The organism is Bradyrhizobium sp. WSM1253 (assembly GCF_000244935.1).
Taxonomy (GTDB): Bacteria; Pseudomonadota; Alphaproteobacteria; order Rhizobiales; family Xanthobacteraceae; genus Bradyrhizobium; species Bradyrhizobium canariense.
The window spans coordinates 328703-349691 of the sequence record NZ_JH600073.1; the positions used below are offsets into that span (position 1 = coordinate 328703).

General features: G+C 61.2%; 23 protein-coding genes. 7 read left to right on the forward strand and 16 right to left on the reverse strand.

From position 1 onward, the window contains the following. Positions 1–471 precede the first annotated feature (471 nt). Together BRA1253DRAFT_RS03450 and lipA are read right to left on the reverse strand one after the other, a co-directional pair. Positions 472–942: a type II toxin-antitoxin system RatA family toxin gene (locus tag BRA1253DRAFT_RS03450; protein WP_007591145.1), complete on the reverse strand. Its 471-nt coding sequence runs from the start codon at positions 940–942 to the stop codon at positions 472–474. A gap of 6 nt (positions 943–948) precedes the next feature. Beyond that, the gene (gene lipA / locus BRA1253DRAFT_RS03455; protein WP_007591147.1) at positions 949–1905 is read right to left on the reverse strand and encodes a lipoyl synthase; all 957 of its coding nucleotides are present in this window, start codon (positions 1903–1905) and stop codon (positions 949–951) included. Positions 1906–2035: 130 nt separating this feature from the next. Between lipA and BRA1253DRAFT_RS03460 the strand changes: the two genes are divergently transcribed. Further along, on the forward strand, positions 2036–2638 hold the full coding sequence (locus BRA1253DRAFT_RS03460) for a DNA-3-methyladenine glycosylase (protein WP_007591150.1): 603 nt from the start codon (positions 2036–2038) through the stop codon (positions 2636–2638). A 2-nt stretch (positions 2639–2640) separates the two neighbouring features. Here BRA1253DRAFT_RS03460 and BRA1253DRAFT_RS03465 read toward each other — a convergent pair whose 3' ends face one another. The 5 genes from BRA1253DRAFT_RS03465 to BRA1253DRAFT_RS03485 all read right to left on the reverse strand — a co-directional run bounded on the left by BRA1253DRAFT_RS03465 (position 2641) and on the right by BRA1253DRAFT_RS03485 (position 9343). Then, complete coding sequence (locus tag BRA1253DRAFT_RS03465; protein ID WP_007591152.1) at positions 2641–5517, reverse strand: valine--tRNA ligase; 2877 nt, start codon at positions 5515–5517, stop codon at positions 2641–2643. A gap of 153 nt (positions 5518–5670) precedes the next feature. Then, positions 5671–6444 (reverse strand): PopZ family protein, encoded by a 774-nt coding sequence (locus tag BRA1253DRAFT_RS03470; RefSeq protein ID WP_007591154.1) that lies wholly within the window; start codon positions 6442–6444, stop codon positions 5671–5673. Positions 6445–6750: 306 nt separating this feature from the next. Continuing rightward, complete coding sequence (locus BRA1253DRAFT_RS03475; protein WP_007591156.1) at positions 6751–8151, reverse strand: TolC family outer membrane protein; 1401 nt, start codon at positions 8149–8151, stop codon at positions 6751–6753. Between the two features lie 214 nt (positions 8152–8365). Further along, a complete protein-coding gene (locus BRA1253DRAFT_RS03480; protein WP_007591157.1) occupies positions 8366–9028 on the reverse strand; it encodes a protein-L-isoaspartate O-methyltransferase in 663 nt (220 codons plus the stop codon). Positions 9029–9163: 135 nt separating this feature from the next. After that, positions 9164–9343 (reverse strand): hypothetical protein, encoded by a 180-nt coding sequence (locus BRA1253DRAFT_RS03485; protein ID WP_007591158.1) that lies wholly within the window; start codon positions 9341–9343, stop codon positions 9164–9166. Positions 9344–9694: 351 nt separating this feature from the next. Here BRA1253DRAFT_RS03485 and BRA1253DRAFT_RS03490 point away from each other — a divergent pair, with 351 nt between their 5' ends. Further along, positions 9695–10885 (forward strand): integrase arm-type DNA-binding domain-containing protein, encoded by a 1191-nt coding sequence (locus BRA1253DRAFT_RS03490; protein ID WP_007591159.1) that lies wholly within the window; start codon positions 9695–9697, stop codon positions 10883–10885. A 51-nt stretch (positions 10886–10936) separates the two neighbouring features. On the opposite strand, the gene BRA1253DRAFT_RS43360 is transcribed toward BRA1253DRAFT_RS03490, so the two are convergent. Continuing rightward, complete coding sequence (locus BRA1253DRAFT_RS43360; protein WP_007591160.1) at positions 10937–11095, reverse strand: hypothetical protein; 159 nt, start codon at positions 11093–11095, stop codon at positions 10937–10939. On the opposite strand from BRA1253DRAFT_RS43360, the gene BRA1253DRAFT_RS43365 reads away from it, so the two are divergent. Next, entirely contained in the window at positions 11084–11314 is a 231-nt protein-coding gene (locus tag BRA1253DRAFT_RS43365; protein ID WP_157158535.1) for a hypothetical protein, read from the forward strand. The two genes, BRA1253DRAFT_RS43360 and BRA1253DRAFT_RS43365, sit on opposite strands and share 12 nt — an antisense overlap. Before the next feature lie 569 nt (positions 11315–11883). Here BRA1253DRAFT_RS43365 and BRA1253DRAFT_RS03495 read toward each other — a convergent pair. Next, positions 11884–12153 carry a hypothetical protein gene (locus BRA1253DRAFT_RS03495; RefSeq protein ID WP_007591162.1) on the reverse strand — a complete coding sequence of 90 codons (270 nt, stop codon included), beginning with the start codon at positions 12151–12153 and terminating at the stop codon, positions 11884–11886. 2111 nt (positions 12154–14264) lie between these two features. Between BRA1253DRAFT_RS03495 and BRA1253DRAFT_RS03510 the strand changes: the two genes are divergently transcribed. Genes BRA1253DRAFT_RS03510 through BRA1253DRAFT_RS43370 form a run of 3 tightly spaced genes read left to right on the forward strand, consistent with a single transcriptional unit; the run spans position 14265 to position 15247 of the window. Further along, the gene (locus BRA1253DRAFT_RS03510) at positions 14265–14855 is read left to right on the forward strand and encodes an RNA ligase family protein (protein WP_007591164.1); all 591 of its coding nucleotides are present in this window, start codon (positions 14265–14267) and stop codon (positions 14853–14855) included. Positions 14856–14873: 18 nt separating this feature from the next. Further along, entirely contained in the window at positions 14874–15050 is a 177-nt protein-coding gene (locus tag BRA1253DRAFT_RS42635; protein WP_007591165.1) for a hypothetical protein, read from the forward strand. Between the two features lie 17 nt (positions 15051–15067). Continuing rightward, entirely contained in the window at positions 15068–15247 is a 180-nt protein-coding gene (locus BRA1253DRAFT_RS43370) for a hypothetical protein (RefSeq protein WP_007591166.1), read from the forward strand. Positions 15248–15333: 86 nt separating this feature from the next. Here BRA1253DRAFT_RS43370 and BRA1253DRAFT_RS03515 read toward each other — a convergent pair whose 3' ends face one another. Both BRA1253DRAFT_RS03515 and BRA1253DRAFT_RS43375 read right to left on the reverse strand, forming a co-directional pair. Next, positions 15334–15636 carry a hypothetical protein gene (locus BRA1253DRAFT_RS03515; protein WP_007591167.1) on the reverse strand — a complete coding sequence of 101 codons (303 nt, stop codon included), beginning with the start codon at positions 15634–15636 and terminating at the stop codon, positions 15334–15336. 737 nt (positions 15637–16373) lie between these two features. Next, a complete protein-coding gene (locus BRA1253DRAFT_RS43375) occupies positions 16374–16673 on the reverse strand; it encodes a hypothetical protein (protein ID WP_157158536.1) in 300 nt (99 codons plus the stop codon). Here BRA1253DRAFT_RS43375 and BRA1253DRAFT_RS03520 point away from each other — a divergent pair. Then, positions 16672–17163: a hypothetical protein gene (locus tag BRA1253DRAFT_RS03520; RefSeq protein ID WP_157158537.1), complete on the forward strand. Its 492-nt coding sequence runs from the start codon at positions 16672–16674 to the stop codon at positions 17161–17163. The two genes, BRA1253DRAFT_RS43375 and BRA1253DRAFT_RS03520, sit on opposite strands and share 2 nt — an antisense overlap. 692 nt (positions 17164–17855) lie before the next feature. Here the strand turns inward: BRA1253DRAFT_RS03520 and BRA1253DRAFT_RS03525 are convergent. From BRA1253DRAFT_RS03525 to BRA1253DRAFT_RS03555, 5 genes are all read right to left on the reverse strand, one after another. Further along, positions 17856–18062 carry a cold-shock protein gene (locus BRA1253DRAFT_RS03525; protein ID WP_007591169.1) on the reverse strand — a complete coding sequence of 69 codons (207 nt, stop codon included), beginning with the start codon at positions 18060–18062 and terminating at the stop codon, positions 17856–17858. 653 nt (positions 18063–18715) lie between these two features. Further along, positions 18716–19054: a P27 family phage terminase small subunit gene (locus BRA1253DRAFT_RS03540; protein ID WP_007591172.1), complete on the reverse strand. Its 339-nt coding sequence runs from the start codon at positions 19052–19054 to the stop codon at positions 18716–18718. Positions 19055–19171: 117 nt separating this feature from the next. Next, the gene (locus BRA1253DRAFT_RS03545; protein WP_007591174.1) at positions 19172–19687 is read right to left on the reverse strand and encodes an HK97 family phage prohead protease; all 516 of its coding nucleotides are present in this window, start codon (positions 19685–19687) and stop codon (positions 19172–19174) included. Positions 19688–19851: 164 nt separating this feature from the next. Then, positions 19852–20433 (reverse strand): hypothetical protein, encoded by a 582-nt coding sequence (locus BRA1253DRAFT_RS03550; RefSeq protein ID WP_007591176.1) that lies wholly within the window; start codon positions 20431–20433, stop codon positions 19852–19854. After that, positions 20433–20966, reverse strand: coding sequence for a hypothetical protein (locus tag BRA1253DRAFT_RS03555; RefSeq protein WP_007591178.1), 534 nt, complete (start codon positions 20964–20966; stop codon positions 20433–20435). Before BRA1253DRAFT_RS03555 ends, BRA1253DRAFT_RS03550 begins: the two co-directional genes overlap by 1 nt. Positions 20967–20989: the final 23 nt, after the last annotated feature.

Consider the following 20989-nt stretch of genomic DNA (forward strand, 5'->3'; position numbering starts at 1 on the left):
GGTCTGTGCGTCAAGTCTTGTGGTGATGTGGGCGGCCCGACCGGGCATCCGTATCAGCCATCCGCAAGGCGACGGGGGCAATAGTGCATCGCTCCCCGGGGAGAACTCGGCATAAGCCGTCAAACCACTGCGCAGGGAAGGCCGTGTGTTGGGCTTCACCTGTATGCCGCTGTGCAGCCTCTCGTAGCGCAACCTTCGCACAGTGGACCGTGGGTGCCAGCCGGCACCCGGTCTTCCCTGCGCCCTCTGGCAATTGGGGGCGACGCCAAAAGCCAAGCTCGGGCGAGACACGCCGCGGGGCTGCACACCCGTGTCTGCGACGGAGGACGAGAGTTGTTGGAGAGTGTCGACGCCGCCTCCTCAGTCATTGCGAGCGGAGCGAAGCAATCCAGCATCCCTCAGTGGAAAGGCTCTGGATAGCTTCGTCGCAAGGGCTCCTCGCAATGACGGAGGAGAGAGCGTGCCCGTCCACTACGACGACGCCAGCTTCCGCCGTCCGTAGATCGCATCCGCTCGCTTCTCGAACGCGATGGAAAATCGCGCGAACGCGGCGTCGAACATCGAGCCCATCAGGAGCGCCAGCATGCGGCTCTTGAACTCGTAGGCAAGGAAGAAGCCGACATCGCAAACGCTCTCGCCTTTGGGCTCGAACGTCCAGCGGTTTTCCAGATTGCTGAAGGGACCTTGCAGATATTCGACCAGGATCTTCAGATTGGCACGGTCGAGCGTCACGCGGCTGGTGAAGGATTCCCTGACCAGCTTGAACGACACTGTCATGTCCGCGACCAGCACCTCGGTGCCGTCGGGTTTCGCCATGCGCTGACGGACCTTCAGCGCGCTGCACAGCGGCACAAATTCCGGGTAGCGCTCGACGTCGGCGACCAGATCAAACATCTCGGACGCGCTGTGATCGACACGGCGCTTGCTCGAAAAATTGGGCATGGCGATTCAGCGGGCGCTTGCTGCCCGCGCGGCCTTCAGTTTCGCAAAATCCTCGCCGGCGTGATGCGACGAACGGGTGAGCGGGCTCGCCGACACCATCAGGAAGCCCTTGGTGTAGGCGACCTTCTCGTAGGACGAAAACTCGTCCGGCGGCACGTAGCGCATCACGGCGTGATGCTTGCGGGTCGGCTGGAGATATTGCCCGATGGTCAGGAAATCGACGTCGGCCGAACGCAGATCGTCCATCACCTGCTGCACCTCGTGGCGCTCCTCGCCGAGGCCGACCATGATGCCGGACTTGGTGAAGATGGTGGGATCGAGCTCCTTGACCCGCTGCAGCAGCCGGATCGAATGGAAATAGCGCGCGCCGGGCCGCACCGTGAGATAGCACGACGGCACGGTCTCGAGATTGTGGTTGAACACGTCGGGCTTCGCCGCGACGACAACCTCCAGCGCCCCCTCCTTGCGCAGGAAATCGGGCGTCAGGATCTCGATCGTGGTCGAGGGGCACGCGGCGCGGATCGCGCGGATGGTCTGGGCGAAATGCTCGGCGCCGCCGTCGGTGAGATCGTCGCGGTCGACGGAGGTGATGACGACATGGGCAAGCCCGAGCTTGGCCACGGCCTCGCCGACGTTCTGCGGCTCGGCCGCGTCGAGCGCGTTCGGCATGCCGGTCTTGACGTTGCAGAAGGCACAGGCGCGGGTGCAGGTGTCGCCCATGATCATGAAGGTCGCGTGCTTCTTGTCCCAGCACTCGCCGATATTCGGGCAGCCTGCCTCCTCGCACACAGTATGCAGGCCATTGGCGCGCACGATGTTGCGGGTGTCGGCATAGCCGCGGGTGTTGGGCGCGCGTACGCGGATCCAGTCCGGCTTCGGCGGCGAAGCGGAATCGGGCCGATTCACCTTTTCGGGGTGACGTGGGCGCAGCGGGTTCGAGATGGTATCGACAATAACGACCATGGGGTGTCCGGTCTGACCAAGTCCTACCTAGTCGGTCTCGCCGGGCATCGCAACCCGGCTCGCCCCGCTTCAGAGAACATGGCAGATATGGGCAATATCCTGCTCTGTTCTCTGGCGATTCTCACTTCGAATGGCTCCAGTCTCGAAACCGTCCACACCCCGGCTCGGCAAAGCGCTGAGGCGTGCCTTTTTCGCACGCAGCGTCCACGAGGTCGCGCCCGACCTGATCGGTGCAACCATGCTGGTCGACGGCGTCGGCGGGATCATCGTCGAGGTCGAGGCCTATCATCATACCGAGCCGGCGGCGCACTCCTACAATGGCCTCACGCCGCGGAACCAGGTGATGTTCGGCCCGCCCGGCTTTGCCTATGTCTACCGCTCGTACGGCATCCACTGGTGCGTGAACTTCGTCTGCGAGGAAGAAGGCTCGGCCAGCGCCGTGCTGATCCGCGCGTTGGAGCCGACCCATGGTATCGCCGCGATGCGTCGGCGGCGCCATCTCCAGGATTTGCACGCGTTGTGCTCGGGCCCGGGCAAGCTGACCGAAGCGCTCGGCATCACCATCGCGCACAATGCCTTGCCGCTGGACCGTCCGCCGATCGCGCTGCATGCGCGGACGGAGGACGTCGAGGTGGTGGCCGGCATCCGGATCGGCATCACAAAGGCGGCCGAGCTGCCCTGGCGCTATGGCGTCAGGGGTTCGAAGTTTTTGAGCAAGCCGTTTCCGAAATAAGCCTACGACGCCTGCTTGAGCCGCTCCAGCGCCTCAAGCAGCTTGGCTTTGCGGGCCAGCGCGGCCTCGCGCTTCTCGCGCTCCTCCTCGACGACCTCCTCGGCTGCGTTGGCGACGAATTTCTCATTGGCCAGCTTGGACTCGGCGCGCTTGATGTCGGAATCGGCCTTCCCGATCTCCTTGTCGAGACGCGTGCGCTCGGCGGCGACGTCGATCACGCCCTTCAGCGGCAGCGCGGCCACCTCGCCGCGCACCAGGAGCTGGACCGCGCCGTCGGGCGCACGGTCGGCGAAGGAGATATCCGACAGCCGCGCCATGCGCTTAATGACGTCGCTCCAGCGCGGCGCGCGCTCCTTCGTCTCGGCCGAGGCGCCTGCGAGCACCAGCGCCGTGAGGGTCGCCGGCGGGATGTTCATCTCGGCGCGCACCGAACGGATTTGGGTGACAAGGTCGATGACCCAGCCGATCTCGGCCTCGGCGGCGGGATCGGTGAAGTCGGCATGGTCGAAGATCGGCAGCACCCAAACCGGCGAGACGAGCGCATCGGTCGGTCCCGTCGTCGCCGCGAGCATCGCAAGCTGCTCCGGCGTCGGCCCGGCCGGCTTCAGCGGCCACGGCGCCAGCGCGAGCAGACCGTCGCGCTTGGCCGTCACCTCCCACAGCTCCTCGGTGATGAAGGGCATGAAGGGGTGCAGCAGTTTCAAGATCTCGTCGCGCGCCCATGCCACCATGGCGCGGGTCTCGGCCTTGGCAGGGCTGTCGGGGCCGAGCAGCACGGGTTTTGCGAGCTCGAGATACCAGTCGCAATAGACGTTCCAGACGAAGCGGTAGATGCTGCCGGCGGCGTCATTGAAGCGATAGGCCTCGATCGCCTCGGTCACCTCGCGCGTGGTGTGCGCGCTCTCATGCGCGATCCAGCGGTTCAGCGTCTCCTTGACCTTGGCCGGCTCGAAACCCTCGGGCACGGCGCAATGGTTCATTTCGGCGAAGCGCGACGCATTCCAGAGCTTGGTCGCGAAATTGCGATAGCCCTCGACGCGGCTGGTGGCGAGCTTGATGTCGCGCCCCTGCGCGGCCATCGCCGCAAGCGTGAAGCGCAGCGCATCCGCACCATATTGGTCGATCAAGCTGAGCGGATCGATGACGTTGCCCTTCGACTTCGACATCTTGGCGCCCTTCTCGTCGCGGACGAGGGCGTGGATGTAGATCGTCGAGAACGGCACTTCCTTCATGAAGTGAAGGCCCATCATCATCATGCGGGCGACCCAGAAGAAGATGATGTCGAAGCCGGTCACCAGCGCGTTGGTGGGGTAGTAGCGCTGCACTTCCGGCGCGTCCGCGGGCCAGCCGAGGGTCGAGAACGGCCACAGCGCCGAGGAGAACCAGGTGTCGAGCACGTCCTCGTCGCGCGTGATGAAACCATCACGCTTGTTGCGGTCGAGCGCCATCTCGCGGCCCTGCTCGACCGTGATGACTTCCTGCTCGACGTAATAGCCAAGCGCGTGGCTGACGGCCTCCTCCTCGGTCTCGGCGACAAACACCTTGCCGTCGGGACCGTACCAGGCCGGGATCTGGTGACCCCACCAGAGCTGGCGCGAGATGCACCACGGCTGGATGTTCTCCATCCACTCGAAATAGGTTTTTTCCCAGTTCTTCGGCACGAACGTGGTTTCGCCGGAACGCACTGCCGCCATCGCGGGCTTCGCCAGCGTCTTGGCGTCGACATACCATTGGTCGGTCAGATAGGGCTCGATCACCGTGCCGGAGCGGTCGCCATGCGGCACCATGTGGGTGTGGGGCTCGATCCGCTCGACGAAGCCGAACGATTCCAACCGCTCGACAATGCGCTTGCGCGCAGCAAAGCGATCGAGCTTGTTGAACTCCTCGGCGAACTGCGAGGCACCTTCCGGCAGGTCGCGCAGATAATCCTCGTTCTCGAGGAGATCGAGGCAACCTTCCTTGTCGATGACACTGATCCGGGCGAGGCCATGGCGATTGCCGACTTCGAAATCGTTGAAGTCGTGCGCCGGTGTCACCTTGACCGCGCCCGAGCCCTTCTCCGGATCGGAATAATCGTCGGCGACAATCTGGATCTTGCGGCCGACCAGCGGCAGGATCACGTTCTTGCCGACCAGCTTCTGATAGCGCTCGTCGTCGGGATGCACGGCGACGCCGCTATCGCCGAGCATGGTCTCCGGGCGCGTGGTGGCAACGACGATGAAGCTCGAGGGATCCTCGGGGCTGAAAGTCTTGCCCTCGATCGGATAGCGCAGGTACCAGAGGCTACCCTTGACCTCGGTCTGCTGCACTTCGAGATCGGAGATAGCAGTGAGCAGCTTGGTGTCCCAGTTGACCAGCCGCTTGTCCTTGTAGATCAGGCCGTCGCGGTGCAGCTCGACGAAGACCTTGACCACGGCCTTGGAGAGGCCCTCGTCCATGGTGAAGCGTTCGCGCGACCAGTCGCAGGAGGCGCCGAGCCGCTTGAGTTGGTTGATGATGGTGTCGCCGCTCTCGGCCTTCCACTGCCAGACCCGCTCCAGAAACTTCTCGCGGCCCATCTCGCGACGGCTGGGCTGCTGGCGCTCCATCAGTTGCCGCTCGACAACCATCTGGGTGGCGATGCCGGCATGGTCGGTGCCGGGCTGCCACAGCACGTCGCGGCCGCGCATGCGCTCGAAGCGGCACAGGATGTCCTGGAGGGTGTTGTTGAGGGCGTGGCCCATGTGCAGCGAGCCCGTCACGTTCGGCGGCGGAATCACGATGGTAAAGGGCACTGCGTCGCGGCGGTCCGGGCGGCCGGCCTTGAACGCAAGGCTGTCCTCCCACACGACGGACATGCGGGCTTCGATATCGGCGGGCTGGTAATTTTTCTCGATCATGGCGCTGTTAGAAAGCCGCGCACGGGGTCCAAGTCAACGGACAAGTCAACGGAAAGGTCAAAGGAAAGCCAGGCGGCAGCAGGGCGTTCCGATCCGGTCGGGAGGCAGAATATGACCCACAAGCGGGGCTTTATGAGGGCTCTGCGGCCCGATCTACCTGCCGCCGCGCGATACCCGCTCGATTTCGGCCTTCACGATGCGTTCGACCAGGCCGGGCAAATTGTCGTCCAGCCAGGATTTCAGCATCGGACGCAGCATCTCCTTAACCAGATCCTCCAGCGTTCGCGCATTGCTGCTGAGCACCGTGTGGGCCAGGGAATTGAAGGCGGATTCGACCGCGGAGACCGTCGATTGCGCCAGGATCGGCTGTTGGAGCGGCAATGGCGGCGCATCGAAGTCCACCGGCGCATAGGATGCCGGCGTCGGACGCGGCGGCGGCGATTCGGCGAATTCGAGATCGTCGCGCGGCTCGACCTTGCGGAAGCTCGGCGGCGGCGGAGGCGGCGTCGGCTCCATCGCCAGCGCCATATCGTCAGTCAATTCCAGCACGTCGGGCTCAGGTTCGGGCTCCGGCTCGGGAGCACGGATTTCCGGCGCAGCCGTTGCCGTGTCGAGGCCCGCCAGCAGCGCGTCGATATCGTCCTGATTGTTGGATGCATCCGCCTCGGGCGCGGGGGCCGGCGGCGGCGCCGGCTTTGCGGCTGAAGGCGGTACGGGCTTCTCGGCGGCCGGTTTGGGCGGCACGACCTTGGATGGCGGAATATCGTTGATCGCCTGCGGCTTCGGTGGGGCGGCGGGGGCGGCAGCTTTCTCGGACTTGGCAGCATCCGCCGGCGGCGGCTTGGCCTCATCATCGGCAATGATGCGCCGGATCGAGGCCAGAATCTCCTCCATCGAGGGTTCTGTGACCTTTGCAGGCTGCGTCATCTCCGACTCCACATCATCAACGCCCTCGCATGCGTTGTTTTACACCAAGCACGACAGGATTGGCCGGTTCCGGATGGCTGGCCCGACATTTTCGTCACGGCAGCCCGACTTGTCCCCAGATGACGGCTCAACGTGCAGCGGTGCGCACCTGCCCTCGGCACCTCATGCTTTACGCACACGGCATCGGATGCAGAGCGAATCGACCCGCATCTTCTTGGCAAGGCTATGTCAGGGATTTTGATGATTGCAAGCAAAGCACCGGTCGGCTTCGGCTATTCGCGAGGCCGACCGGATGACTACGGGACTCTAGCGTCCGTCTGGCGTGCGTACGCCGGCCCAGCTGTCGCGGACCTGCTGGTAGTGCACGCTGGGATCGTAGACCGTGGTGTTGAGACCAAGCACCTGCGGCGCCAGACGACCGACCGCGTTGAGCACCGAATAGGACGCCACCACGCGGTCATGCTGGGCAGTGACGAGCGCAACGCGCGCGTTCACCAGCGCTTGCTGCGCATTGAGCACGTCGAGGGTGGTGCGCTGCCCGGCCTTGGCCTCTTCGCGCACGCCGTTCAGCGCGATCTCGGACGCCGTGACCTGCGCCTGCGCGGACTGCACCTGCGCCTTGCCGGCTTCCAACTGGCCCCAGGCCTGCACGACGTTGGCGCGGGTCTGATCGCGGGTGGTTTCGAGATTCAGGCGCTGCTGCGCCAGGTTCTCTTTCGATTGGCGGATCAGCGCATATTCTGTGCCACCCTGATAGATCGGCACAGCGACTGTCGCGAGGGCGGACGCGGAACTCGTTCGGAAGATCGTCAGCTGCTGCTGGTAGGCTGTGCTGGCAGTAGCCGCGACCGTGACCGTCGGCAGCAAAGCGCCTTCGTTGATCTTGACCTGGAGGTAGTTGACGTCGATGCCATACATGGCAGCCGTAACGTTGGGATTCTCGACAAGGCTGAGACCAACGGCGGAGGCGATCGTCGCAGGAAGGAAGCGATCGACCGGCGAGCCGGGGGCGAGGGCCGCCGGCTCGTTGCCGATGATCCGGCGGAAGTTCGCGCGCGTCGTCGTGAGATTCGATTCGGCGGTCAGGGCCTGGGTCCTGCCGGCAGCCAGCTGCGCTTCGGATTGCGCGACGTCCGTGCGCGTCACCTCGCCGACATTGAAGCGATCGCGCGTTTGCTTGAGCGTCTGTTCGAGCACGCGCACGTTGCTGCGCTGAACTTCGAGCGTGGCCGAGTCGCGCAGAAAATCCATATAGGCCGTGGCAGCCTGCAGCAGGACCGTCTGCTCGAGCACACGCAATGCCTCGCGGGAACCCGACACCTGGCTCTCCGCAACGCGCGTCCTGTTGGCGGTCTGATTGCCGTTGTAGAGTGTCTGACTGACGCTCACGCTGGCGCTGTTGGGCTGAAGCAAGCCGGAGATCGACTTGGGGGTGGGGGGGACGACATTCTGCGTCGCCTGGACGTCCTGATATTGATACCCGCTGCCGAGGGTCACATTGACCTTGGGCCGATAGCCCGACAGCGCCTGCGGCACGTTCTCGTCGGTCGAGCGCACCTGGGCGCGCTGCGCGTTCAGCTGCGGATTGTTCTGATAGGCGCGCACCAGCGCAGCCTCGATCGTATCCGCCAAGGCAGGCGTCGGCCCGGCAAGCGCCAGCAGCAGGACCGAAACCGCTGCTCCGGTGAAGAACTTCACCCCATGCATCCAAAAATTCCGTTCATTCTAACGCCCGGCTCGTGCCCGCGAGCTGGGTTACCGTCTACGAGTGGAGTCGTTGCCCCGCCGCAACATAGGACGCGGTCAAGCGCGACGGAACTACCTGAGGGTGGTTCTCGGTGGAAACTCTTCACGTGCAGCATCCCGGCCACACTTCTGATTCAGAACGGGATTTTAACGGGCCAAAGCCGCTATCGGGCCGTCAGAACACGAAGGCGGCGGCTCGTTCCAGCCCGGGAAGGACCGGGGCCGCGGCATCGAACAGCGCCCGATGGCCGAATTCGCCGTGAGTATGGGTGACGATCATGGCTCGCGGCGGCCTGGATTCGGCCGAGACCCCCAACAGGCGCCCACCCTCCTTGAGCTGCCCGAGCAGCCCTGCCGGCGTCACCTCGGTGGCGCCGTTGAGGACGATCACATCATAGGGGCCGGCAGCGGCATCACCCTCGGTGCAGGCCGCGGCCTTGCAGGCCACGTTGGCGAGCCCGAGGGCGGCGAAGGCGTCCTTGGCCTTCGCGGCCAAGGCCGAATCGCATTCCGTCGCGGTGACCTGACGCGCAAGCTTGGCGGTCAGCGCAGCGAGATAGCCCGTGGCGCAGCCGACGACCAGCACGTTGTCATCCTCGCCGATCTCGGCGGCCTGGAGCAACTTGCCGGTCAGCTGCGGCTTGATCAGGAACCGCTTGGCGCCGCCCTCGCTGACGTCGAGATCGAGGTCGAGATACGCCAATGCCTGCCGGCTGGCCGGCACGAAGGCCTCGCGCGGAACCGTGAGCATGGCGTCGAGAACACGACGGTCGGTGACGTCACTGGTGCGCACCTGGCCATCGACCATTTTTAGGCGCGCCGTCGAGAAAACGGACATTTGCGGACCCTGCAAGGCGGACGATGCCGCGGACGAAAGTTGGCGGCATCTTTGGAACAGGCCCTGCGAAAACGCAACATGGCTTTGCCCGCGAAACGGGCCCTTCCGCAACTCGCAACGTCGAGGGTGAGCCGCCTATTCGATCGTGACTGCGAGGCGGCCGATCAATGCGGCGACTTCATCCAGCCGTGCCGAATCGTGGGTCTCGACCGCCCGCGCGAGACAGGCGAGGCATTCGTCATCGCTGAGTTCGGGGATGTCCGCCGGCAGAATGGAGGGAGCCAGCGGGGAACGGTCGACCTGGATGTCTCGCATGGGAATCAGCTCCGTAAAGGACCGGCGCCTGGAAGCTCGATTTCAATTGAGTCGTTTTGGCGTCGCGGCGGAGGATGCGGGCTCGCCACGGTACACATCTAATTGAGAATTTGCCGCAACGAGATCGCATCCCAGATCAGAGTCTGGACGCAAATCATTGACGATGAAGCGGAATTTGGCTCCCCGGGCTGGATATTTGTTCTTGTCCAAGCCGTCCCATAATGGCAACCTACAAGCTGATAACCGCTTTGATATCAAGGGGTAGTTTGCCCATGTTGACCATAGCGGTTACTGCTAGCGCACACCCCAATAGCGGGGAAAAAGCGGGGAAGATAGTAGTAGGAATCCGAAATGGGGAGCCATACTAGAAACGTCCTCACGGTCAAGGCGATCGACGCTCGCAAGTCCGCGAAGCTCCGCGACGGCGGCGGCCTCTGGCTGGTGACCAAGGGCAGCGGCCGGTACTGGACCCTCGACTACAGGTTCGGCGGCAAGCGCCGGGAAATGGGCATTGGCCCGCTCCACACAGTCGGACTGGCCGATGCGCGCCAGAAGGCTGAGGCAGCCCGCGCCCTACTCCGACGCGGTATCGATCCAATCGACCACCGGGCTGTTGAGGCGGTCGAGGCAGCCAAGGCCGCGGCCGGCGTGAAGACCTTCGGTCAATATGCGGACTCTTATATAGACGAAGCCGTGAAGGCTGGCCGGTGGCGCGGCGCCAAGACCGAGGCGGGCTGGCGGAATACCCTCACCAACCACGTCAAGGCAATGCGGGACAAAGCGTTAGCGGATATCGACATCCAAGACGTGCTGGCGGCTGTGCGTCCGCTCTGGGGCACCAAGCAGGAGACCGCGGAAAAGCTCCGGTGGCGGATTGAGCGCGTCTTGGACTCGGCCAAGGTCGAGGGCCTGCGCAGCGGCGACAACCCGGCCGCGTGGAAAGGCAATCTGGAACATGTCCTCCATAAGCCGGACGAGTCCACGCGCGGCCATCACGAGGCCCTGCCCTACAAAGATGTGCCAGCCTTTATGAATCGGCTACGCGGTACCGACACGATCACGGCCCGAGCATTAGAGTTCCTGATCCTGACGGCCACCAGGAGTGCCGAGACCCGCCTGGCCGTGTGGGATGAATTCGACCTTGAGGGAGCGACGTGGACGCTTCCACAGGAGCGCACGAAGGAACGCAGAGAGCTTCGTGTCCCACTGTGCGAGCGCGCGGTTGAGATCGTGAGGCAGATGAAGGCGCAGTCCCTGAATCACTTCGTATTCCCGGGCGTGCGCGCCAACCGTCCCCTCTCCGATATGACCTTCGGCAAGGTAATCGGCGCCCATGGAGGCGGTGGCGCGACCACGCACGGATTTCGGTCCTCCTTCAAGGATTGGGCCACCGAAGAGACAGAACACGAGAACTACGTCTCCGAGGCAGCGCTCGGCCATTCCGCAGGTGATGCCGTTGAGCGCGCTTACCGGCGTGGGGACGCCCTGAAGAAACGCAGGGGGCTGATGGTTGATTGGGGGGCCTATTGTGCCGGGAAGTAAATGGCTCGCCCGACGCCCCAACACGCAGTAGCTCTCGCGAGTCTGGAGCTACTAACAATGCCCCGTCCAGCGCGCGGCCTCGGCGCGACAATTTGCTGCCATTTCGAGCAGCGCGCCCTGCTCCAGAGGCATGGTGCTCTCCTGGGCCATCTCCAAGCAGAGACGCTCTAAGGTCTTAAGCTCGTCGATGATGCGCTGATGCTGCTCCATGCGCGGCGATCAGACTCCTCCGGTACGGTGTCCGTCAAGGGCGGCTCACTAGGACGGGCCAAGTGGCTGCCGGCTGACGCGGCGTTACTTATGGTTGTTGAGCTGGTCGCGCATCATTTTTTCAAGCTCGACCATTCGCTGCTTTGCGTACGCCAGCTGATCGCCACACAACTGGCGAAGTGCTATGGACCGGTCGATCGCGCGTTGAGCACGGTCTAAGAGTTCCTGCGTTATGACGCTGAATGGCTCTATCATAAGACGCTCCCTGCTAGCAGGCGGGAGCGCTATGCGTCTCTCAGTCACCAACGCCTACGGCAAAGCCTCGGTCGGTGATCAGAGTCAACCATCTCATGCCCACATCGTTCAGAAGTGAAGTGTTAGAACGCCCTATTCGTCCCAAGTGAGCTTCCGGCAGTCCGCGCATTTGAACGCGCGGATTGTTTTTGCAAGCTAAGCACCCAAGCCCGTCGCTGGGCCAAAAAAGGCGACCCCAGGACGGGGTGGACCTGAGGTCGAGGTTTGCCTTTCCCTTATTGCTTTACGCGGTACACAAAACTTAGCCCAAGGCCATGTTCAAACGGTTTGCAGGTCAGGCGGTTCCGTCTCTGCGAGTTTGCTGACTCCCCGAATGCGTGAGCGCCCGTAGGAACGAACGCCCCGGATTTGGGTCGAAGCTCGAAAAGATTTCGTTCTTAAAATCACGGTCCACGGTACTGTCCCGCCAGTGAGCACTCAGCTAAGTACCGAAGTGCACACTTGTTCCCTCGCAGGGAGAAGCGGGGCCGTTTTTAATTCATCCGGTTGCGTAGCTCGCTCGTGATGGCACGCTCGTCGTCCAGGTATTCTTGCGCCACTTCACGAGCTTCTAAGCGGCGGCGCTTGCTCGATTGTTCATTATCAAGGATCTGCTGTGCTTGCCGCGCCAGATCCTCATAGTTCTTCGCAACTTGCCGGAGCGCGGCTTTGGTTTCCGGAAACTGGCAATTATCGGCTTTGGTGTGAAATTCCTCCGCACGCCTGAGCCAGTACTTGGGGGAGTGCATTCGCTCTGCGCCCATGGCCAATCCCTCAATTGGACCTTTTCGTTTCTTAATGCAGGTTAAGTGTGCTGGTTCCGGATGAACGTAAAACAGCAAAACACGCCGCCGTTACTGCTCCGGCTCGAACCTATCGATCTTGGTCGCGCCTTCCCAAAGCTCTACGGCATGTCCATTGACAAGCTGCTTCGCTCTGTTCCGGGCTGTCGTTTCATCGGGAACTACCAAGTCCACCCGAAGCCTTATGTGACCGTCAGCCCCGATTACGTAAGCTCGATATTCGCCCATGGTCGCGCAGTTGAATGCTTTCATCGAGGCGAGACTAGAGCCGGTCTAAGATGGGGGTACGATCAAATGAGACGGCCCGTAATTTTACTGAGGACACATTCTGAGACACTCATTTTCCGGAAATTAGGATAGGGTCGATTCACCATTGTTGGGGACGGATCTCCCAACACGGCGCAACTTCTCCTCAGTGGATGAGGAGAGCGTCTTGGACAGAATTGAATATGGTTTCGCAGTGACGACGGTTACGGGGTTTTTGGTCCTGATCGCCGGGCTGTCTTGGCTGTTGATGTGAGGCCTTCTTTGCTCGCGCGTCGGCTTGCGCCTGATCTGCTCAGCATGCGGCGCCGCGGGATCTGTGCATATCGTCCCCAACTGGCATGACAGTCGCGGGCAAGTCAGGCCAAGCATGGACGACAGTCTAAGGCCGCCGGTCGGGCGACCTGCCACGCTCAGCGGTAGTAATTAGGGATACACGGCGCCGGCCGTCGGAGCTGGCAATTGCGCTGCTAGTAAGTGAGGTTGAAAGCAACGCTGTAATGGTCGGAGGTGTTACGGCGGCGAACCTGCCGCAGGATCTTAAAAATTCGCGCCGATCGTCTTCTTCTTGAGAGGACATTCGGGCCTCCTATGATTTTGGAAATAATTAAGTTAGTCGGTTAAAAACTTACGCAGTTCAATCACGAAATGTGGCCAAAAAACCCCGTCTCAATCGGCGGACTCTTTACGCGCTGCTAGAAATGAATGAAAGAAGACTCCTGTTCAGTCTGCCGCTGATTGTACGCAGTCGAGCGCGGCTGGCTCGATCTGCACGAGAGCGGTACCTACGTGCGGCTGCTAACACTCGGGCAGGATCTGCTGGCAGCCGTTGGAACCGAGCATCACTGCCCGGCTTGCTGTCTCGCTGGCTCCCTCCTTCGAGCTGGCGGAGCGGCCCCGGCCTTGACCCCCAGGCAATCCAGCCGTCTCTTTTGCGCAGTTAGTGAGGAGAAACGAGCGCCGCCACGCTAAACGCGACTACGCAGGCGGCAGCCAATTACCAGAGCGCTATTGCGATCTCTTTGGGCATCAAAACCAATCCGGCGGCGGTTCTGAAGTTCCAGCGCGTCAGCCTATGCCTTGTAGAGTAGGACCCCCAGCTCTCGGGCTTGCCGCCGTACCGAGCTAACGCGCCGCCGCAGAGCCTTGGCAGCTTCTGTCGCTGTGCTGCGTTCTTGGGCCAGTCGAGCGAGGCGGACCAATTCTTCTTGGGTCCAGTCGCTCTTCGGTCGCGGGGAATCGGTGGCGAGCTCCATGCTTCAGTGTGATCGATCGTAGTTAACAAACTCTATTCGGATTACTGCGTGGGATCGTGCGTAGCTCAGCCGCCAACTCGGCCCTTAGTTCGTCCTCAAGCTCCCGGATATGCTTCGCCGTGGGGCCGTCCGGAAAGTCTTTCGCGAGCTGCCGACAGTGCGCCAGCTTTCGTTGAATTGCCAAGATGTCCCGATCGCTTTCCATTCAAGTGAAATGGTCTTGGGCCCTGATGGTTCAACCCCCAAAATCAAATTAGCCGCCTGTTAAAACCAACCCAGGCCTAAATAATTAGGCATTTTCTGCTGGTTAACGTGCACACAGTTCCTCCTAAATCGTTGTTCCCACTAAGGAAATGACTCGATTCGCGGGCGCTTAGTTGCTAGAATTTCCCTACCGGGGCTGGCTGATTTTCTTACCCATATTTTTCACCCGGCCACTTTTGGAGAATGCGAGAGCCGCAGCGATGAACCCGCCGCGGCTCTTGTGTTGGGGGGCCCCTCTCGGGGCCTCACACAGATGGAATTTCCCTTTGTAAGACCTATCTGACCGCCATGCCTACAACGTTCGAATTCTGCCTGCCCACCGCCGCAAAGGTGGTGCCGGACGGTCCCGACTGGATCCATGAGATCAAATATGACGGCTATCGCCTTCGGGTAGAGCGCAACGGAAGAGCCGTGCGCCTGCTGACGAAGAACGGCCACGACTGGACCAAGCGTTTTCCATGGATCGTTGCGGCGGCGCTAAAAAATCGGGAGCAGCAATTCGTCATCGACGGTGAGGCCGTTGTGCTCGGCGTCGATGGCACCTCCGACTTCAATGCCCTGCACTCGCGCAAGCACGATGACGAGGTGCAGCTCTATGCCTTCGATATCCTCGCGCTCGGCCGCGAGGATCTGCGATCGCTGCCGCTCTCAATGCGCAAGTCCAATCTGGCAAGATTGCTGCGTGGCCGGCCGGACGGCATGTTCGTCGCGCCGTTTGAGCCCGGCGCGATAGGGGCCGACCTGTTTGGCGCCGCCTGCCGCATGGGCCTCGAAGGCCTGGTCTCGAAACGGAAAGACCGGCGCTACAGCGCCGGCCGATCGAAGGACTGGATCAAGGTGAAAAACCGGACCCATCCCGCAATGACACGAGAGTTCTGATGTCAGTCGGTGGACACGATGAAAGTACCGAGAGGCAAGTTTTTAGGCGAGCGTATCGACAGCCCGACGACCGATGAGGCAGAGCACTTCATCAAGTGCCCGGCTTGTGGTGGCTGGATCGATATGCGTGACCTCGGATCGGTTTTTGACCATGAGGGGCCGCTGCCCCATCCTGACCAGGATCAGGCTCAGTAGGGTGGAGTAAGCGACCTATGCCCATTGAAGTTTACCAGGGTCATGTGCTCGATCCGGACCAGTTGGAAGCGCTTCGGATCCAGATTGAGAGTTTCGATACAATCGAGCAAGTCGACGCCGAGCTGCGCGGCATTATTGAGCGCAACTGGCCCCACCTGGTGGCGAAGCTTCCTCCGGATGACATCGATCAGACCTAAGCCGCCCCGTATGCCCGGCGGCGCATTTGGTTGGAGTAGGCTAAGGGGCGGTGTGGGCTTGATGTCGGGCCATCACTGGCCGCCGATTAAGCGTTACTCCCCGCCTGCAGAACCGCCGCCGACGCCGCGGCGCCAGTCGTCTCGCCGTTCAGCTGCCTGAGGTCCCAATAGACGCCCTCTTGTACCGCGGTCAGCCAGACATCGCTGGATTGTTCGGCCGTTTGATTTAAGAACACCTGAACGACAAGCCCATCTCCCAACAAAGAATCATGTCGCGCATCAATCACGAACAACCAATCCTTCAACTGATCGACGAGCTTAAGAAGCAGCGTCGTGCTGCGGCGAAGCCACCGGCGAGGGCGGCGGGAAAGCAAATAGTCAAACGTCATATTGCAACGCTGGATGCCGCATCAAGGACTCCCATCCACGACTGTGCGGTACGCGTTCTCGATCATTTTGGTATTCATAACGACGTGCGTATTCCGCAAAAATTGTTGGAAGCCGTAGATCGCACTACTAGGATGAGTCTCGCGTCTTGGTTCGCCGAGTTTTCCGGTCTCAGAATATCAGAAGAGAATGGAAAACTGATATTTGACAGATCGCGGGCACACCGGCTCGGGGCAGCCATTCAAACGCCCTATTGGAAGTTGGCTCCATCAAGGTCACCACGCAGGCCTTTTGATTTTGCTGACGAGCTTACTGTGTTTCTTCGGCGATCGAAGAACAAACTCGACGCTGGAGCGTCCGAAATGGCCCTGCTAGTCAGGATCGAACGGCTGCTGGACGAATGGTCCCGCCGATTCTAACGCGCCCTGGTCTCGCCAACCTAAAACGGAAGTGAAGCGATGCGTTGCGCAGTGTGCGGAAAATCTGCTGAGCCGCTGCCGAAAACTCATGACGGCGATGGTTTTCACTGCGCTGCATGCGGGGATTATGTGGTCTCTGGGACCGTCATCACTTCCAGATGGCTGGAGGGGCGGTCACCCAGCGACCGGCTGAAAGCGCTGGAGAATGCGAAGCGACAGGCCCAATCCGGCAAGCTTCCAGTGATTACCACCCACTCGCTTTGACCTTAGTCTCCCCCGCGCCGGCAGGAGCGCATCGTTCGGTGCACCAAGCACAAAGGCTAGTTGCCCTTGCGGGCGGGAGTCGACAAACGAAAATCTGCGATGCTTGCCGCTGGGAGTAGACCTTCACCCTCAGCAAAAAGGTAAAAATCGGGTACCAGAAGTTCAGTGGCGATTTTTTTGACCACCGTCTCTTTTCGTTTTGGCGGGTCGTCTAGCCACCGATGGAATTCCTCCCGCTCCATACCGACACGCGCGCCTAAGTCGCGTTCGGTAAGACCACGAACTTGTAGTAGTCTAGCTACGTTGTGCTTTATTGACACCAAGACGATTTCTTCCGAGGCCGGACGGTTGATCATGAAACTAAGCGATTTCTCTAGCGTATTGCAACTGGGAGTTGGGCTCCATTTGGGAACAGCACTTCTTCAATCCATAGCCGAGTTCGCAAGCTCCCCTCTTTCGAAGCGAATTGAGCGTCTAGCTAAGCTCGCGGCGTTGCGGCGAACGCGGCTTGAAAAGCGGAGCGATCTCGCGGAAATGTCGCTCGAACTGGAAAATGAAGTACTCGACCTCCATTCGACTTTAGAACTAAGGAAGGTCCAGTTTTTCAACGAGTACCGCATCGCCGCTGTGGTTAACACCATTGCAGCGGTAGGGCTGTTTTGCCTGCTAGTGTGGGCTGCGGTGCAAGCAGAGGATCCGGCGAGTATCTATCTCGCTATCTTTCTCATTGGCGCGAGCTTTGCTCCTGCAGTTCTGTCCCTTGGCACGCTATGGTGGCGATGGAATGTCAACACGGTCGATGTGAGAAAGACAACCGCGGAGATTGAGCGTAAACTACTGGGGTAAGACTTAGGCATCTCTGGGAGCGAATCGGCCCGTAGGCCGATGCTCCGCCTGCGTAGCGCTCACGCCGCCATCATCTTCATCGCGGACGCCTCTACATGCCTATTGACAGCAGCCACTACGTTGGAAAGCTCTCAACTACACTGTCTGGCGCGACTATTGCGCGTTCTCAATAAGCAGGGCCGGCGACCGCCTATCCCGCCCTCGTCGATTGCAGCATTTTCATTAAGTTTTTCCGGCTATGCGGGTGGCATGTTGCGTGGCTTGAGGCAGTTACTGTTGCGAGGTAGTGTGAGCGTAGGAGTGACCGCTTTGACGGCCCTCTGTATCGCCGGGGTCCTATGGTTTGCGGCAACACACCTTCAGACCACAAAACAAGCGGTTGCCGAAAGTATCCCCCTTAAAAATGGTTGCCTACCCAGCCGCTGCGGCGCAAAGGTGAGCGTTGGGCATGAGCGGGAATAACGATGCTTCCGTCCGATCCGAGCCATGTTTGTGCTGCGAGGAATGGTCGGAGGAGCGGTTCAAAGGAACCGCCAATCGCCCGACGCCGACAAAGCCACTCTCGGGCCGGACGATACGTCGCAATGCGGCGAGAAATGAAACGACCCCAGTGCGTAATGCGGCTGGGGTCGTCCCGAGGTAAGCGCCAGACTTGGGCTGGGGGCTGAGGGTCAGGCGCCTACAACATCAAATCAGACACGCAGATTTTCCGCGCTGCTCTTACCGCGCTTCGGGTCGACTTTAACCTCGTAAGAGACTGTCTGCCCTTCACGCAAGTCGGAGAGGCCAGCGCGCTCGACTGCGCTGATGTGCACAAAAACATCTTGGCCGCCGTCATCCGGCTGAATGAAGCCGAATCCCTTGGTCGCATTGAACCATTTTACAACACCCGTCGCCACGTCCGTCTCCCCATTTAAGCAATACCGATAGAGTAGTTCAGGTTAGCCAAGCCGGGCAAGACCGATCTACGCCTGGTGCTGCGGGGCGTGCCGCTCCCCCAGGCCTGAAGTACCATCGATGTCATCTTTCTTGGAATCCGTAGCAGTCGATCTCTTTCAGCAGCTGCGCCCGCAGATCGAGCACGACCTGGACCGGCTCGCGGTCGCAGCCGATTAGAGACCGCGGCATTCGGTCCAGCGGACTGGCTCGGAATTTCGACCTGCCCAGCGCCGCAGCTAGGGCCATCCTGATGGCCTGGTCATTTGGTGCGCGAATGCCCTGCCGAAACAGGGCAGCGGCCTCGCTGGTTATGTGCGACGTTCTGCGCCGCCGATCTCGTCTGGACCGCGCGGGCATCAAGGCGGCCCGAATGTGGTCAAAGCCCAAGGCGGTCCTAGTGTCGGATGGCGCGGAGGCAGCGTCCGCATGAACTCGGCACCCAGGCGTTGCCAGGCTGCGCGCGCAACCTCCAGATCCGGTCTGTCATAGGCGTCAAGGATGATGCCAGCGCCTTCGAGGTCGCGATCAAAATCAAATTGACATTCGAACACGCTTCTCCACTCTTCGAGGCCAGCCGCCTGCTTACGTCTATTCTTGCGCGCTCTGACCGGCATTAGCGACGAGCCCCATAATCTGCGGTTCTCGGCGCGCGCGGCGCCTCTGGCCCGTCGACCCCATCAAGCGCCAGCTCCCGCAGCAATCGGGCGAACGAAATCCGGGCGTTTTGCAGGATACCGACCTCCGGCCGCTCCTTCGGCTGGCCGAAGCGATCGAGAAAGGTCTGCCCGTCGCGGTCAAGAACTTCACGCGCGGTCTGCGCCTGGTCCCAGGCTTCCGCCGCCAATTGCAGCAAACGCAAGTGATGCGGCTCCAGCTCGAAGTCCGCGACAACACTTGCCCACCATTTCCGGGTCGCGGGCTTGAGGTGCGAGGGTGGTTTTGGGGTGGTCAATTAAGCCTCCAGATTTTTATTTTGAACCGGGGCACCCCCCACGCGCGCTGCAGGATGGGGCCGGTAAGCGGCGGAGTCGGTGAGAGCTATCTGCTACACCCCTCGCCCCCTGCCCGCCTACAGCATGCCCCGGATACGCATGGCTTCGCGCCGCGCTGCTATGCGGCGCTGGGCCGCCTCGTTGTTACTAGATGCTCGACTAATCTGAGCGCTTGTGTCGGACCCGTATGCGCCCCACAGCACCAAGCTGATCTCGAATAGTTTGGCCTCGGTGATGAGGCGTTTCGGAATGTCACCGCTGTCATCCCACTCCTCGACCACCGGAGTGAAGCTCACGCTGACTTCGGTGACTGTGCCGTTACCCACAGTCGCCAAGGCCTCCTGCCCTAACGGCGCATCAGGATTGGGCGTCAGCGAGTAGTAAAGTCCGATATTGTCGGATCTGAGGGAGAGCGAGCCGTTGGACACACGCCCCAGTGGCCTGCTTGGGTCATGCGCCCACAGCGCTGCGACATCTGGATTCTGCGCGAGGTGCTTGTCAAATGCACCGCGCGCAAAGCGCTCCTCGAAGAGACCCGCGATGACAGCCGGCCTATTCCAAGAAATGGCGAATCCTGAAATAACTTCAGCCATTGCGTTGCGTTGCTCGCAATTTCTTCTCACGCTTCGCATGCATCAGCTTGCGCGCAATCACAGCTGGTGAGTCCGAGCATTCGGAGTGTCGGCTTTCGCCAGGCATCTTGACGCTCCGTCGGACTGGCTTTCTATCCGCGGTATCACAGGTACGTTCGGCGCCGTTAGACATTGTGACCGTTCTCCGCACATTCCTTCAGAAAATATCCAATCTTCCCGTCGCGTCTGTCGCCTAGGAAGTGCGCGCGCACCGGGCGCAAATAGGCCAGGTTCACGTCCTCTCTTTCGATGTCGTCAAGCAAGGCGTCGTGCTCTTCGCGAGCGCCCGCCAAGGCTTTAGCAGCAGCACACACCGCACCGAGGCGTCGCTGGTATTCCTGCCGCATGGTGTCGCAAACGACTTTGCTTGCACCATTGCGGGCCTCATCCATGCGTCTGCGGATTACCTCTTGGGCGGCCTCGATATTGTCCATCGAGGTCGCGACTTCACGCATGCGTTGCGACATCAACGTCAGCTTGTCTGGAGCATCACCTAGCAACGCAGCCACGCCAGGCGAAAGACGTTGACCGCCGGCAGCCTTCTCAGCTTCGATGTCACCACTGAGTTTAGACCGCTCCCCGCTCAGCTCACGGTACCGGTCGCTCAATTCCTGTCGTTTTTCGACTAGGCCGGCATATTCCGGGCTTGCCTCCGCCAGCGATGGAATGCGGAAGTCGTCGACGGGTTTCGTCTTCAACGGAGCCATTAGGCACTAACCTTTCCAAAAATACCGTCCAATGCGTCAGCAATCGCGGCGACGCTAAGGCTGATTGATTTGTGATGCCCACTCGACTGCCAGTGCGTGGCGGCTTTGCCGACTTCAGAAAAGCGATTCACATCGCCGTTAGGCCTATGAATCGCAACGGCTCGCCAGTTACAGGAGACGGCAATCTTGGACGCACGTGCCTCCGCAACACCTGCCCTGGCGCTCTCGACGAGGACCGCTATGGCTATCGGCGCGTTCGGAATCGTGCCGGGTGCGCCGTTGAGATCCGCCCCACCGGGCGTCATTCCGTGAAACGCGCGGACCGCATCAACAGCGGTGTGCAGTTCTGTGTCGGAGGCGAGCGCCACAACGAGGTCGAGAACGCCATCCTCGTCTAGGACGGGAGGCACGCCAGGTGCGCCGGAGGGCAGGATGCCAGCCTCCTGAAGCCGGCGGCTGATTCCGGTGCTTCGCGAGCGCGGGAATCCGATATGCTGCTCGATGGCGTCGAGCGCATTGTTGAGCGTGGCCATTAGGCCGCTCTCCTTTCATGATT